General features: G+C 52.4%; 11 protein-coding genes. 2 read left to right on the top strand and 9 right to left on the bottom strand.

Annotation, left to right across the window (positions count from 1 at the left end):
- Positions 1-14: 14 nt before the first annotated feature.
- Positions 15-1556: a glycosylase gene (locus HDT28_00995; GenBank protein MBD5131163.1), complete on the bottom strand. Its 1542-nt coding sequence runs from the start codon at positions 1554-1556 to the stop codon at positions 15-17.
- Positions 1557-1569: 13 nt separating this feature from the next.
- Positions 1570-3021 carry a hypothetical protein gene (locus tag HDT28_00990; protein MBD5131162.1) on the bottom strand — a complete coding sequence of 484 codons (1452 nt, stop codon included), beginning with the start codon at positions 3019-3021 and terminating at the stop codon, positions 1570-1572.
- Between the two features lie 176 nt (positions 3022-3197).
- On the opposite strand from HDT28_00990, the gene HDT28_00985 reads away from it, so the two are divergent.
- Positions 3198-3962, top strand: a complete 765-nt coding sequence (locus HDT28_00985; protein MBD5131161.1) for an SDR family NAD(P)-dependent oxidoreductase — start codon at positions 3198-3200, stop codon at positions 3960-3962.
- Between the two features lie 84 nt (positions 3963-4046).
- On the opposite strand, the gene HDT28_00980 is transcribed toward HDT28_00985, so the two are convergent.
- The 5 genes from HDT28_00980 to HDT28_00960 form a co-directional block, all read right to left on the bottom strand.
- Positions 4047-4610 (bottom strand): hypothetical protein, encoded by a 564-nt coding sequence (locus HDT28_00980; GenBank protein ID MBD5131160.1) that lies wholly within the window; start codon positions 4608-4610, stop codon positions 4047-4049.
- 19 nt (positions 4611-4629) lie between these two features.
- Positions 4630-5796 (bottom strand): iron-containing alcohol dehydrogenase, encoded by a 1167-nt coding sequence (locus HDT28_00975; GenBank protein ID MBD5131159.1) that lies wholly within the window; start codon positions 5794-5796, stop codon positions 4630-4632.
- Between the two features lie 114 nt (positions 5797-5910).
- A complete protein-coding gene (locus HDT28_00970) occupies positions 5911-6789 on the bottom strand; it encodes a DegV family protein (protein MBD5131158.1) in 879 nt (292 codons plus the stop codon).
- 122 nt (positions 6790-6911) lie between these two features.
- Positions 6912-7784, bottom strand: coding sequence for a DegV family protein (locus tag HDT28_00965; protein ID MBD5131157.1), 873 nt, complete (start codon positions 7782-7784; stop codon positions 6912-6914).
- Positions 7785-7826: 42 nt separating this feature from the next.
- The gene (locus HDT28_00960; GenBank protein ID MBD5131156.1) at positions 7827-8696 is read right to left on the bottom strand and encodes a DegV family protein; all 870 of its coding nucleotides are present in this window, start codon (positions 8694-8696) and stop codon (positions 7827-7829) included.
- Positions 8697-9088: 392 nt separating this feature from the next.
- Here HDT28_00960 and spo0A point away from each other — a divergent pair, with 392 nt between their 5' ends.
- Complete coding sequence (gene spo0A / locus HDT28_00955) at positions 9089-9817, top strand: sporulation transcription factor Spo0A (GenBank protein MBD5131155.1); 729 nt, start codon at positions 9089-9091, stop codon at positions 9815-9817.
- A 59-nt stretch (positions 9818-9876) separates the two neighbouring features.
- On the opposite strand, the gene HDT28_00950 is transcribed toward spo0A, so the two are convergent.
- On the bottom strand, positions 9877-12507 hold the full coding sequence (locus tag HDT28_00950) for a leucine-rich repeat domain-containing protein (protein ID MBD5131154.1): 2631 nt from the start codon (positions 12505-12507) through the stop codon (positions 9877-9879).
- 27 nt (positions 12508-12534) lie between these two features.
- Entirely contained in the window at positions 12535-15372 is a 2838-nt protein-coding gene (locus HDT28_00945) for an SMC family ATPase (protein MBD5131153.1), read from the bottom strand.
- Positions 15373-15375 lie beyond the last annotated feature (3 nt).

The following is a 15375-nucleotide window of genomic DNA, read 5'->3' as shown; positions in this document are numbered from 1 at the left end:
TTAAATATTGGTTCCTAATTTTCAAACACCGTGAACGACGTGGGCGGAACGGATATTCCCGCCTTTTGCGCTTTGGCTTCCTTGCCGATGGAGAACACGGCTTTGGCTTTCGGCGAGAGGGTTACAGGCACAAGGCATTTTTCGGCGCGCGGGTTGACGACGATAGTCAGCTTTTCGCGCTTGTACGCAAACGCTTCCGTGCCGAGTGCATACACGAACTCGAAGTCGGTCGACGAGAATTCCTTGCGCGATTTCCTGAACGCGAAGAAATCTTTAAGGGTGTTATAAAGCGATTTCTTGTCCTTGATTTGCGCCGCGGCGTTGGTCTGCTTGTCGGCGAACGTGGGCAGGAACGGTGTATCGGCAGTCGAGAAACCAGCGTTCTTAGTCATATCCCACTGCATGGGCGTGCGCGAGCCCGTTCTGTGAAATCCGCACTCGACGGACGGCAGATCCTTGATATACTTCATGCCGATCTCGTCGCCGTAGTACAGGAAAGGCACGCCGGGCAGCGTGAACAGCGTTGCGTAGATTATCTTTAACTGCTCTTGTGTGTAGTAAGGCGCAAGGCGCGGCGTGTCGTGATTGCAGCTGATAAGCGCGATATACCCGTTATTCTTTACCGCATCGTACCATTCGTTAAACGTTTTGGAAAACTTGGCGGCGTCGATCTTGGGCGCGTTCGAAAAATAGCTTACGTTCTTGCCGTCTTCATTGTACCTGGTGAGCAGGCTGTACGGATTGCCGTTGTGATCGAGCATAAAGTCGGCGTGGAAGCCCGCGCGTATGGACTGCGGATTAGACCACTCCGAAACAAGCACCGCGTCCGGATATTCCTTGTCGAGCATGGCGCGGATATCCTGCCAAATTTCGCTCGTTGCGGGCTTTTCGCTCTGGTCGCCGTCATTCTTGACGAGCGAGTCCGCCATATCCACGCGGAACCCGTCCGCGCCGCGGTCGAGCCAAAACCGCATAACGCTTTTGAGCCACTCGCGTGTTTTTAACGCCGCCTCAGACTTGTACGACGACTGCCACTCGGGATAGTCGACGCGGTTAAAGCCGTAGTTGAGCGCGGGCTGAGTAGAGAAGAAGTTTACTATGCTCGCGCCGTTGCGGTCGTACCGACCGTACCCCGCGCGATAGCCCTCGGGGCAGAACCACGGATCGTTGGTCCAGATAAAACGGTCGCTTAATTCGTTGGGGGTCGCCGACGCGCTCTTGATAAAGTCGGCGTTCTCCTCCGACGTGTGACCGGGCACGAGATCGAGTATGACCTTTATCCCCAAAGCGTGCGCCGTGGAGATAAACTCGTCGAAGTCCTCTTCCGTGCCGAAACGCGAAGATACCTTAAAGTAATCGCGCACGTCATAGCCGCCGTCCTTGAACGGCGAATCGTAATGCGGATTGAGCCAAATCGCGTTGCAGCCGAGCGACTTGACATATTCGAGCTTGCTCGTTATGCCCTTAAAATCGCCGTACCCGTCGCCGTTCGAGTCCATGAACGAATTTGGATAGATTTCGTAAAATATTGCAGATTTGAGCCAAGTATTTGACATGGTACCGCCTTAATTACTCTTTGCTTTCTTCTTTCTTTTCTTCTTGGGCTTCGGCGACTTTTTCGGCTTTGCCGCGCGCAGCGTTGGCGTGCGAAATCTTAATGCCGGTGACGAGCGCAGCTACAAGAACTCCGCCGATGATTGCCGCAAGGTAAATAATAATAATATTCAAGCCCATGCTTCTGCGCGTGACAGTCGCAGGAAGAACCTGACGGACAGACGACGATATGAGCGTGGTGTTGTAGTAGTCCTCGATTACCGCGTTTACGGTGCTAACAAACTTGCGGCTTTGAGCTTCGAGTTTTTCGATTTCTGTCTTAGCTTCTTTTTTATACGCTTCGTCGGTGTCCGATTCAATGTCTTCGAGAAGCTCGATACGGGTGGACAGATCGCCCTTTTGGTTGGCTATCGAACCCAATTCTTCGATAGCCGCAGTAAGCTTGCTTTGAAGAGTGTAGTATTCGCTGGGATAAGTGGTAGTAATAACGCTCGTTCCGCTACCCGTATCTCTTATAGTGGTATTGGGCTGGAAATCCTTAATTTGGTCTTGAAGACTCTTTATGGTGGCGTTGATTACGTTTGTTCTGCCATCCAAACGCGCTATGCTGTTCAGGAGCGACTGCTTAGCCGTAACCTTATTGTGCCAAACGTTGTTTACAAGTATATAGTTGTTGAGCTCCTCGTACTGATTCCTTAAAATCGTACTGTTGTTTATGAGCTGGGTGAGCGTGGTGCTTGCGGCGAACGAAGTGAACGTAGGGTCTTCGTGATAAAGCGTATCGATGTAAGAATCGATTTCGTCAAGAGCCGCTACGTAGGTGTCGTAAATATTGAAGAACTCTATGTTCTCGTTCTGGGAAAGAATGTATATATCGGACGAAAACATGTCTATAAGAGAATATTTTTTTTGGAAATCCGCGTAGTAGCTCTCCACGACCTTGTTCAAAAGAAGCTTTGATTGATCGTCGGACAAACCTAACTGCTTAGGCTGAGATATGATTATATCAAAACGCGTGGGATAGTATGTGTAGGTCAAAAGCCTATTCGCGGCGTCGGTATCGCCGTTTGCCGCGGCTTGAACGAGCTGAGCGTATTCCTCGGTCGCCTCGCCTTCTACACGCATCTTTTCGCGGAGCTTGGAAATATCGGTGATCACGTCGTTAAGCTCGGCGGCGTCGACGGCGGAAGCCAAAACCGTAGTCGAAATGATATTATCGGTGGCGAGCGTAGCCCCGTCGGGTGCAAGCCCTCGCTCTATGCCGTCGTAGATAAACTCGATAGCCGTTTTCGCCATAGGCTCGGACTTGTAGAAAACCTTGATAGGCAATACTATGACCGTGGTCAGTAAAACAAGCACTAACGCGTATATGAGCATACGCAGCCAGCCCTTCTTGAAGAAATAGCCGACCTTTCTGAAAGTCAAGCCCTCTTCGTATTGTTCTTCATTGATGAATTCTTGGTCCATGATCTTCTCCGTTCACGTTTTTCTTTTTAGCCTTCCCCTCAGGGGGTAGAGGCCGGGAGACCGCGTCAGCGGCATCGGTGAATTGTATCCTTATTAGTATATCACGGTTGCCCGTTAAAATCAACGTTTTTCGAATATTTTGCGATAGCTTTTTGGCGAAGCGACATACTAACGTTATGAAAACTACCGTTATAGTAGGCGGATCGAGCGGCATCGGGCTTGCGCTCGTGCAAATTCTCGCCAATACCGATATAGTCAATATTTCGCGTACGCCCTGCCCCACCAAGAACGTTAAAAACCTTTTGGCGGACGTGACCGACGCCGCCGCGCTCGAAAAAGCGTTCGGGCAGATACCCGAAATCGACACGCTTGTATACTGCGCGGGGACCTCACTCGCCGCGCCGATAGCCTGCGTGGAACGCGACGACTACCGCAGGCTGTTCGAGGTGAACGTTCTCGGCGCTATCGAGTGTATTCGGCTCGCCATGAAAAAGCTCGAAAAGAGCGGCGACGGGCGCATACTGCTGTTAAGCTCGGCGGCGGCGGTCACGCCCATACCATTCGACTCGTTCTACGACGGAGCAAAGGCGGCGCTCGTGCAGCTAGCCTACGCCCTGCGGCTGGAAGCGCCGAATATCAAAACAACTGCGGCGATAATCGGCGGAGTGAGAACGCGGTTTACGTTTAAGCGCAAAGTATACACGGACTGCGGCGAGTACGACGAGGCGTTGAAGTCGGCGACGAGCAAGCTCAAAAATATCGAACAGCACGGCGACGAGGCTTCGTTCGTGGCGCAAAAGCTTTACGAAATTCTGCAAGCAAAAAATCCCCCGCCCGCTAAGGCGATAGGGATCAAAAACGCATTATTTGTAGGGCTTTACAGAATACTCCCGTGGCGGTTGAAGCTGTTTGCCGTGAGGAAGATTTTTATTAATTCGTAATTCGTAATTCGTAATTATCGACCGCTTCGCGGTGATTAAATTAAATTTATCCTTAATTACGCATTACGCATTAAGAATTACGAATTATTTTTTACTCACTATCTCCAACGCGACGCGTGCTTTAATTTTTCCGCCGAACATATCTACCTCTATATCGGCGAAACGGTTATGCCTGTTGATATATGTTATAAGCCCCTCGCACCCGACGAGCGGCCCGCCCTCGACGGTGATCTTATCGCCGACGATATACCCCACCGACCGTTCGAGACAGCGCTTGCCCTTCAACAAAAATTCGAGCCGTTGCCTTTCCTCGACGGGCAGAGCGATATTGTTATTCGACCTGCCTGACCTAAGCAGGCGTATGATATCCTTCGAGCCGTAGAAGTACGCGCCGAACTCGCGAGCGAAGTCTTCGGGCGGCATATCGGTTTCAATGAAAACGTAACCGGGAAAGAGCGGACGGCGGCGGTACGACTTGCCCGTGCGCCTGTCCTCTTTATTGCGGTAGTAATATTCGCTCTCGGGACAAAAGGGCTCGAACTCGTAATCGAACCCGCTTTTCAGGGCAAACCGATTTATATCGTCCGCGACCCGCTTTTCGGTATTGGCACGCACGTATATAACGTACCAAAAATAAGGCTCTTGCATTTTACACCGTTGTTAAAAACTAAAAGCTTGCTTTAAATACTTCGCGTATTTCGTTCTCGGTAAGAATCTTGTAGCCGCCGTCCATGACGAGCGTGCTTTTGACCAAGCCGTCGAGCATTTCCTTTGTCGCGCCGAGCTCGGTTATGTTCATAACAAGCCCGATCTTCTTCATCCATTTTTCCATTTCGGCTAAGCCCTCTTCGGCGATCTGCTTCTGGGTCTTGCCCTTGGGATCGACGCCCCAAACGTTCTCGGCGTACCGCGCGAACTTCGCCGTGCCGTACGGAAGAATAAACTTGTAATACGGCATTGTCACAGCGGATAATGTCATACCGTGAGTTGCGTCGGTGTGCGCGCCGACCGCCTGTCCGAACATGTGTACCATCCAGTCGGTGGTCTTGCCTTTTGCGACGAGCGTATTGAGCGCCCAGGTCGCCGTCCACATGATATTGCTGCGCGCCTCGTAATCGGTCGGGTTTTCCACCGCTATATTCGCACTGTGAATGAGCGAACGCAAAAGTCCTTCCGAGATATAGTCGCTCGTGTTGTCGTCCTCGCCCGAGAAATACTGTTCGAGGATATGCGACATTATGTCGTAAATGCCCGCTACCATCTGGTACTTGGGCAGAGTGTACGTAAACTCGGGGTTAAGAATAGAAAACTTAGGGAACACCTTTTCGCCGAAAACGTGCCCGATTTTGAGCTTTTGCTCGGCGTTGGTTATGACCGAACCGCCGTTCATCTCGCTGCCCGTGCCGACCATGGTCAAAACGCAGCCGACGGGAACGATATCGCAGGTCGGCTCCTCGAAGCGAATGAAATATTTTTCCCACGCGTCGTCCTTGCAGTTGACCGATACCGAAACGGCTTTCGCGTAATCGCACACCGAACCGCCGCCGACGGCGAGTATGAGATCGGCTTTCGCCTTGCGCGCGCGCTCGATACCCTCGTTGAGCTTGACTACCGTGGGATTGGGCATGACACCGCCGTCCTCGTGAATAGTCTTGCCGTTGTCCTTTAATATCTTAACGACCTTGTCGTAGATACCGTTCTTCTTGATAGAGCCGCCGCCGTAAACGAGCAAAACGTTTTTGCCGTACTTGGGCAGTTCCTCGTTAAGCGCGTTCAGCGCGTCCTTGCCGAAATGCAGCTTAGTGGGGTTGCAATAAGTGAAATTCCCTAACATAATAATTACCTCTTTTTTATTTTACATAAAAATCGTTTGTTTGTCAATACAAAACAGGACCCGAGCTTGCGCCCGATCCTGCTTTATCTTTCGTATTTCTTTTGTATGACCGAATTAAACCTCGCGCTCCTTATTCGAAAGGAACGCCACGCCGCACATACCGGGGCCGGTGTGCGCGCCGATAACGGGACCTACCCAACCGACCTCGACCTCGCAGTCGGGGCGGATAGCCTTAATCTTACCCAGCATTTCCTCGGCGTAATCGCTGTCCGCCGACGGAATATAAACCTTGGTCTTGGCGGTGCTTTCGTCGTTGTATTCCTTGAACTTGTCCGCCATGTAGTTCATGCCCTTGCCTACGCCTATCTTTTTGGCGACGACCGACAGCCCGCCTTTCTTATTGATAACGAGTATGGGCTTGATATTGAGCGCAGTGCCGATAACCGCGCTCGCGCCCGACACCCTACCACCGCGCTTTAACTGCATTAGGTCGGTGGGCATGAACCACACCAATACGTGATGGGTTATGCTTTCGAGCTTGTCGGCGGCTTCGGCGGCTGCAAGACCGTCGTTCCGCATTTTTTCCGCTTCGTCGACGACGATACGCTGAACGACCGTCGCGGCGAGCGAGTCCACAACGTACACGCGCTTTTTGCCCTCGCGCTCGTTGATGTTCGCGGCAGCCGTTGACGCGCTCTCGTACGTATTCGACAACCCCGACGACAACGTGATATGTATAATATCCATGTCGTATTTTTTCAAAAGCCCGTCGAAATATTCCTCGTGCTCGGTAACGTTTATTTGCGAGGTGGTCGGCATCTTGCCCGCGCGGATCTGATCGTAGAACGCCTTGTAATCGGCGTCGCAGGTCGCCTCGTCGAAGTACGCCACGTCGTCTATCGTATATACGAGCGGACGGTACTCGATACCGCGATCAGTGAGCTCGCCGCGGTTGATATCGCACGAGGTGTCGGTTGATAATATAAATTTCATTGTCTTTCTCCCGAAATTTTACTGTCAGGGTTCAGGGCACAGGGCATAGGGGTCAGGGAAGGATAAATTAATAAATCACCCCGTAGGGGTCAATCCCTGTACCCTACGCCCCGTACCCTGTTCTACTCGTCCCTTAGCGTTTCCGTAACGAACGAAATGCCTACGGCGTTGCAGCCCGTGTGCGCGCCGATGACGGGTCCTATCCAGCCGATCTCCACGTCGCAGTCGGGGCGCGCCGCCTTGGCTTTACTTAGCATTTCCTCGGCGTACTCGCTGTCCGCGCTCGCTATATACACCTTGTGCGGCGTTTTGGCGGAAGTCGCCTTGAATATCGCTATCATCTCGTTGATGCCCTTGCTCGCGCCGATCTTCTTTTTGGCGACGATAAGCTCGCCCGCCCTGTTAAACCTAATTATAGGTTTTATGTTAAGCGCCGTGCCGATTACCGCGCTCGCGCCCGATACTCTGCCGCCGCGCTTTAAGTGCATGAGGTCGGTGGGCATGAACCAGGTATGGAGCTTGGACGCGAACCCGTCGAGCGCGCTCGCCGCGTCCTCCGCCGAAAGTCCTTGCTCGCGCAACCGTTCGCCCTCGTCGACCACGTGACGGGTAACGATCGTCGCGCCGAAGCTGTCTACTACGTATACCCGAGTTTTGCCCTCGCGGTAATTTATATTTTCCGCCGCCTTGCACGCGCTGTCGTAGGTGCTGGACAAGCCCGACGAAAGGGTGATATGCACTATGTCCATGTCGTGCTTTTTAAGTAGCTCGGCAAAATATTCCTCGTGCTCGGTAACGTTTATTTGCGAGGTGGTAGGCATCTTGCCCGCGCGGATCTGATCGTAGAACGCCTTGTAGTCCGTGTCGCATGTCGCTTCGTCGAAATGCGCCACGTCGTCTATGGTATATACAAGCGGACGGTACTCGATACCGCGCTCTTTTAATTCGCCGCGGTTGATATCGCACGACGTATCCGTCGATAATATAAAGTTCATTGCTTTTCTCCTATGTAAACTTATCCGTAAATATTGATCGTCTTACTCGTCTCTAAGCTTATCCGAAAGGAAAGAAATTCCGACAGCGTTGACGCCTGTGTGCGCGCCGATAACCGGTCCTATCCAATGCACTTCGATTTCGCAGTCGGGCCGCGCCGCCTGTGCCTTTTTGAGCATACCCTCGGCAAGGTCGCTGTCCGCGCTCGCAATGTACACCTTGTGCGGCTCTTTTGCACTGTCGCGCTTGAAAATGTTTATCATTTCGGCAATACCCTTGCTCGCGCCGATCTTCTTCTGCGCGACTACGAGTGCGCCCGTCTTGTCGAATTTGAGTATAGGCTTGATGTTAAGCGCAGTGCCTATGTACGCCGACGGTCCGGACACACGCCCGCCGCGCTTTAAGTGCATAAGGTCGTACGGCATGAACCAGGTATGAAGATGCGCCACAAAATTTTCAAGGAATGCGACCGCCTCTTCTGCGGAAACGTCGCTGTCGCGCAAGCGCTCGGCTTCGTCGACAACGTGACGGGTCGCAATGGTCGCGCAAAGACTGTCGACTATATATATGTGCCGCCCCGTCTTTTCCAAAATCTCCTGAGCGACCTGGCGCGCCGCGAGCGGCGAAGTGGTAAGCCCCGACGAAATGGTGATATGCACGATATCGCCCTCATACTTTTCTATGAGCTTGCCGAAAAACTCCTGATAATCATTGAGCGTGACCTGCGAGGTCGTGGGCATTTCCCCGCCGCGGATCTTGTCGTAGAATTCCTTCAACTCCTCATCGCGTGTGATCTCGTCGCGCCGCTCCACACCGTCAACGGTGTAATAGGTCGAAATGTACTCGATGCCGCGCTCTCTCAGCTCGCTTTTGAATACGTCGCAAACGGTATCGGTAGCCAATGTAAATTTCATTTATTCACCTCGTGAGTTAAATTAAGCATAAGTCGCGCCGAAACATCCCCGACCGACTTATATTATAAGTATACTATAAAGCTATCCGTTTGAATGTTGTTTTATCAACATTTGTACCGTTCAAAGGATAAAAATATCAAAACTTACACAGTTCAACAATATTTGTGTCATATTTTTTAATCGACTTTGTCCGCAATATTTCCGACCGTTACGCCAAGCATTTCGAGAAAAAGCGGCATAAACGCCGTTCATTCGACAAAAGCAGTCCTTTTACGCAAGCACGCGAAACTTGAATTTTAACCGCGAAAATGGTATAATTTTTTTAAATCGACATGAGAAAACGCGGTCGTATATTTTCCGCCGTTCTCAAACAAAAGGAGTGACATCACATCATGAAAATTCGCGTTATGGTATGCGACGACAACGAGGAATTTGTGGCAAGCGCCAAATCGCACTTTGCGGTTTCGGACAAGATAGAGCTTGTCGAAACGGCAGCTAACGGCAAGGAAGCGCTCGAAAAATTGGACGCGGTGCGCCCAGACGTGCTGCTCCTGGATCTCGTCATGCCCACGCTCGACGGCTTCGCCGTGTTAGAGAGGCTGAACAAAGGCAATCTCAAAGTTATCGTCGTGTCGGCGCTGTCGCAGGACGCGTTCATATCCAAGGCGATGAGCCTGGGCGCGGACTTTTACATGATGAAGCCCATATCGTTCGGCGTGCTCGACGAGCGCATAATCGAGGCGGTGAACACCAAACGCCCGACCGCGAAGAACCGCTCGATGGACGAGAAGATAAGCAATATCTTTATAACCGTCGGTATACCCGCGCACATCAAAGGCTATCAGTATCTGCGCGAAGCGATCAAGATGACGATCGACAGTCCCGAGATAATCAACTCGATAACAAAAAAGCTCTACCCCGAAGTGGCAGAGCATTTCAACACCAGCCCGAGCAAGGTTGAGCGCGCCATCCGTCACGCGATAGAGGTCGCCTGGAACAGAGGCAAGATAGAAAATATTAACACGCTGTTCGGCGTGCGCGTATATAACCACAACGAAAAACCGACCAACGGCGAATTTATCGCGCTCGTCGCCGATAAAATGCTGTTGGAGAGCGTGTAAAAAATTAGAAATTAACGGATAATCCGCGTTTTTAATTCCTAATTTCTAATTACTAATTCCTAATTGATCTCAACTTTGCCGTTCGAGCATTGCACGGTAAAGCTTTTCAGCGAATTCCAGTCGTCGGCTTTTTCTATTTCGTTCCACTCCGCAACAGTACCGTCGAAGTACAGCGTGGAAAGATTTTTACAATTAGAAAATAGATTTTTGCCGAGCTTTACCACGCTGTTCGATAAGTACACCGTTTCGAGCGCGGAGCACGAAACGAACGCATAATCGCTGATTTCGGTAAGACCCTTCCCCAGCTTGACCGTAACCAGAGCGTACATATATTCAAACGCATTGGGTCCAAAGTACACCACGCTGTCGGGCAAAACCACACTTTTCGCAAGCCGCGAAAAGGCTTCATCGCCGACGGTAAGCGTACCACTCTTAATGACGTAATCTTCACCGACCTGCCTTGCGTCAATCAAGTGGTTGCCTATATAGAGCGCGCCGTCCTCGTACAGCTCGGCTTTTACGTCGTCGTCGAACGACAAATAGAAATTGCCGAGGTCGGGCATTCGCGTTATCGAGTCGGGCAACGTCAGGTTAGTGAGCTTTCCGCAGTTTTCGAACGCACCCTTGCCGATCGTCGTCACACCGTCGGGAACGACGAGCGTCGTAAGATGCGAGTTACCGCGAAACGCATATTCGCCTATACTCTCCACACCCTGCGGGATAGTAAACCCGTCCGTTAAATCGCAGAACGTAAACGCGTAATCGCCTATCGCCTTTATGCTTCCGTCGCTCGGTATAACGCTATTCGTACTGCCATTTATGAGCGTGCCCGTAGTTTTGTCTATAAGGCAATTGTCCTCGCTCTTGTATATAGCGTTTTGGGGATCGACCTCGATCGCATTAACCCAGCTTACCCCGTAAAACGCATAGTTATCCATATTTTCGACGCTCGCGGGAATGGTGATCTTTCGCGCCGTGTTACCTGAATACGCGAAGCTGCCGATGGTCTTTATGCCGTTATCCACCGCTAGATCGGTTAGAGCGTTCTTCGACTGAATACAGTTAAAGAATGCGTAATCGCCCACTTCGGTCACGCCGCTTCCGCTCGGGATAGCCGTGAGCTTTTGACATTCGTAAAACGCGTAGTCGCCTACCGTTGTCACCGAATCGGCGATCTCGACTTGTTCGAGCTTGCCGCATTTAAAGAACGCACCGTCGCCGATTTTCTCCACGCCGTCGGGAATAACGACGCTCGTTATATCGCTGTTCTTGAACGTAAACGCGGGTATCCCCTTAATGCCGCTCGGCAGCGTCGGTTCGCCCGACGGCTTTTTCCCGTCGATATACAACGCGATATTATCCTTCGACAAAACGCGCGGGAACGGATAGGGCTCGTCGGACTTTTCTTTGAACGCGTTTTCGAGCGGATTGGCGCAGCGCTCGCCGAACGATATACCGCACCACGATTTAAGGTCTTTAACGTTCACCGCCAAGCTCTCGCAATTGGATAGATAGAACGCACTGTCGCCCACCGTTTTCAGTCCCGTGCCGAACGTAATCGACGCAAGCCCGCTGCCCCAAAACGCGTCTTCTCCTATATGCTCTACGCTGTCGGACAAAGTAACGCTATCGAGATTTGAGTAATTATTAAACGCAAAATCGGGTATTTCGATAACGCCGTCGGGTATTACGAGATCTCTTATGCGCTCGCCCGCTATATACAGATTGCCGTAGCTCGAACCGAACAAACCGGGCACGCCCAGATAGAACACGGGGTTTGCGCCCGTATTTTCAAACTCGATTTTGCAAAAATCGGCAACCGTGCCCGTATAAAATACCGAACCGATAGAAATGCAACTCAAAAACGCGTTACTTTCTATGACCTTTACGCTATTGCCGAAAGTGACGGCGGAAAGCCGTCCGCAATATTCGAACGCTTTCTCCCTTATGACCGTAACGCTAATCGGGATAACAACGCCCGTAAGCCCCGCGCAATTATCAAACGCTTGCTCGCCGATCTCGGTCACGGGCTTGCCGTCGATCTCGCTCTCTATAATAACGGCTTTAAGCTCGTTTATCTTTTCGCCCGAAACGTAGTACGACTGCCCGTCTTCGCTAAGCGTGTATCTTATATCGTCCTTATACACGTCCTCGTAGCCCGGGCGGTACAAGCAAATGCGGCACTCGCCGCCTATAAACGTATGTTCTTCCTTGTCCTTGGCAAGGTCGTGACCGCATTGCGCGGCGTAGTAGTGGTGCGTTTCGTCGTGGCTGAGCTTATTATCGAAGCTGTGCCCCGTCGCTTTTATTAAAACGCTGTCGAACGAAATGGGGTGAACGCCGTCCTCGTCGGAGAAATACCTGCCGCATTCTGTGCACTCGTAATGCTCCTCATACCCAGCCGCCGTGCAGTCAGCGGATTTATATTCGTAATATTTAAGCGTGTGTTCGGTATGCGGCTTGCGGTATCCGCAAACAGAACAATTGCCGTACTCGTCGAAATCGTGCGTGCCCTCGTCGGTGATCTCGGCGTGACCGCAATTACTATCGCGCCAATGCTCGACCGAATCGCTCGACCACTTATCGCTGAAAGTATGCTCGTGCGCGCCGCACCCGACAAACGCAAAAAGTGCGGAAACTACGAAAATACAAACTATAATAAATTTTATTACGTTTATTTTGACTTTCATAATCACACCTAAATTCACAATTCCTGATTAACAATTAATCTTACTTCCTGCGGTGTCCGTCGCTTCGAGCACTTCCACGCAAGACGGCATTCTGTCTATGAGCGCGTTCGCGTGCGTGATAACGCCCACCAAGCAATCCTTACTGAGACTTTCGAGCGCGCCGTAAACGGTATCGATAAGCTCGTCGTCGAGCGTGCCGAACCCCTCGTCCAAAAAGAAGAACGCGTTATTGCCGTTGCCGACGGTGCGCGCTATCGCTATCGCGACCGACAGCGACGCCAGGAACAGCTCTCCGCCCGACAGCGTATCCGTCTTTCTCGACTTGCCGCCGTTGAGGTAGTCGGACACGATAAAGCCGTTAGTCTTGTCGTAGCTCATGGTGTATTTTCCGCTCGACAGCTCGCCGAGGATCTCGCTCGCTATCGCGGTGAACTCTACTATGTACTCGGTGGCAACGTAATTGAGCATCGCCTTGCCCTTGGTCATGTCGGCGATCTTCTTGTAGATGCTTATTGTATCGCCCACAGTCGCGTACTCGGCTACCGCGCTCGCAAACGCCGCATGATCGCTTTCAAGCGAAGTGAGTTGAGTCTGTTTTACCGCAATGGTCTTTTCGTTCTCGTTGATTTGCTTGTTCACCGACTCCGCACGGTCGCGCGCGTTCGAATACTTTTCCTCGTCGAAGGGCGGCATATCCACGGGGCAGTCCGCCCGCGCCGCTTCGAGCGATCGCTCGACCGCGCTCACCGCGCCGTTCGCGCCGTTAAGCTCGTTTTCGAGTTTTTTGCTCTGTTCGGCGAACTCGCGCTCCTTTTGTTCGAGCGCCGATATCTCGCCCTTGACCGCCGCCACGCGCTCCGCGGTCTTGCCGCAGCTGTCGCCCAGCCGCGCTTTGTAGTCCTCGGCTTTACTTTCCGCTTCCTTAACGGCGTTTGCCGCCGCTTCGAGCTCGGCGTTGAGCCGCGTGACCTCGGGTACGAATTTGGAAAACTCGCTCTCCTTCGCCGCCGCTTCCTCGCCCAGCTTCTTCGCCGAAGTCAAAAGTTCGATAAGCGCCGCGTAAACCTCGGGATCAACGCGCGTCGCCGCCGACTGTTCTTTTAATTCCGCGATCTTTGCCTCGCACTCGGCGAACGCACCGTCATAATGCGTATACTCGGTCTTTGCGCCGTCGATATGCTTTTCGCACTCCGTCTTTTGCTTGGATATATCTTCGAGTACTTTTACCGCGCCGTCGTGCTCGGACTTACGCTCGGCTACGTCGGTATCGCCCGTATCGCAGCACCCGCCGTAAACGCCGCCGCACACGGGGCATTTATCGCCGTCGTGAAGCTCGGCACGGACCGCCGCGGCATGCGAATTGAGCTGAGCCGCCGCGAGCGCCGCCGCCGTTTCCTTTTCGGTCTTTTCGGCGGCTTCGAGCCTAGCCGTTATCTCTTTGAGCTCGCCCTCGTACTTTTCTATTTTTTGGAGCACCGCCGCCTTGCACCCGGCAAGCTCACCGCGCTTCTTTTCTGCGGCGGACAAATCAGCACTAAGTGATTTATACTCGCGCAGTTCGTCGTTGAGCTCGTGAATGGCGTCGGCGACCGCCGCGGGTTTCCCCGTCGGCGCGTTCACGCCGTCGATAGCAGCGATCAACCGCTGCGACTTTTCTTTCAAGCGGTCAGTGTAGGAAACGAACTCGGCGAGCTTGTTTATAAACTCGATCTGCGCGTTCGTTTTAGCTTGCTCTTTTTGCTTGGTGGTTTGCGCGGCGCGCTCCGATTTTTCGCGCTTGTCCGCTTCGGCGGTTTTCTTAGCCGCTACGTCCTTGACCGCCGCTTCGTACTCGCGGTCGAGCGCGGAAAGAGTGTTGAGCGTATCCAGCTTTTCGCGTAATGCCGTAAGCTTAGCGGCAGCGGAAGTATCGCGCGTTTTGTCGAACGCTTCCTTTTGCTCGACGGCGATACGCGCTTTTCTTTTTGCCTCGTCGAGGCTAAGCATAAGGTTTTGGACTTGCTTTTGTTTTTCGGTCACCGATATGTACAGCTCGCGCGCTTTTTCGAGCGTTTCGAGCTCGGCGCGCATACCCTCGGCGTCTTTTGTGAGCGTCGTCGTTTTCGCTTTGAGCGCGGACAGTTCTTTATGCTCGGCGGTGAGCCTGTCGTTCAGTTCGTCGCGCAGGTCCGCCGCCGTCTTAACGCTTACGCCGTCCTTAACGTATTCGTCGTAGAGCGGTTGGTCGATAAGCCCGTACTTGTGGGAAAGGTCGAGAACGGTTTGCTGTTTGCCGCGCGCACGCTGTTCGAAGTCGCGCATTTTCTCGTTAGCGGCGGAATACACGTCGCCGAACCGCATGAGATCGAAAATCTTACCCACCGCCTCGGTCTGTTTGGTGGGGGTCTTTTTGAGGAACTCGGCGTACTCGCCCTGCTCCAAAAGATAAACGTTTTTAAACTCGCCCGCTTCGAGCCCGATAAGGTCGCGGATGAACTCGGTCGCTTCCTCGCCCTTTTTGAGTACCTCGCCGTTCTTATACAGCGTGCAGTCGCAAGAGGCGGTACGCTTGTCCAGCGCTTCGCCGTCGCTGTTCTTTTCCTTGCGGGTCTTTATTGTGCGCTCGACGGTATACCGCTCGCCCTTAGCGGCGAACTCGAACTCCACGCGCGCCGAAGTGCGCGAAAGGTTGACGACGTCGGCAAGATTGCCCTTGCCGCTCTTGCCGTACAGCGCGAGCATGATACTGTCGAAAATGGTGGTTTTGCCCGCGCCCGTCTTGCCACTTATGCAGAAAAGATTAGTGCGCCCCACCGCCTCGAAGTCGAGCGTTTGCGGTTCTATGAACGAGTTTACGCCCTCGATTGTAAGCTTTATCGGTTTCATAAT

It is taken from the genome of Clostridiales bacterium (genome assembly GCA_014799665.1).
GTDB lineage: Bacteria > Bacillota > Clostridia > Christensenellales > Pumilibacteraceae > Anaerocaecibacter.
Note: the sequence above shows the minus strand (reverse complement) of the source record. Positions and strands in the feature narration are given on the sequence as shown.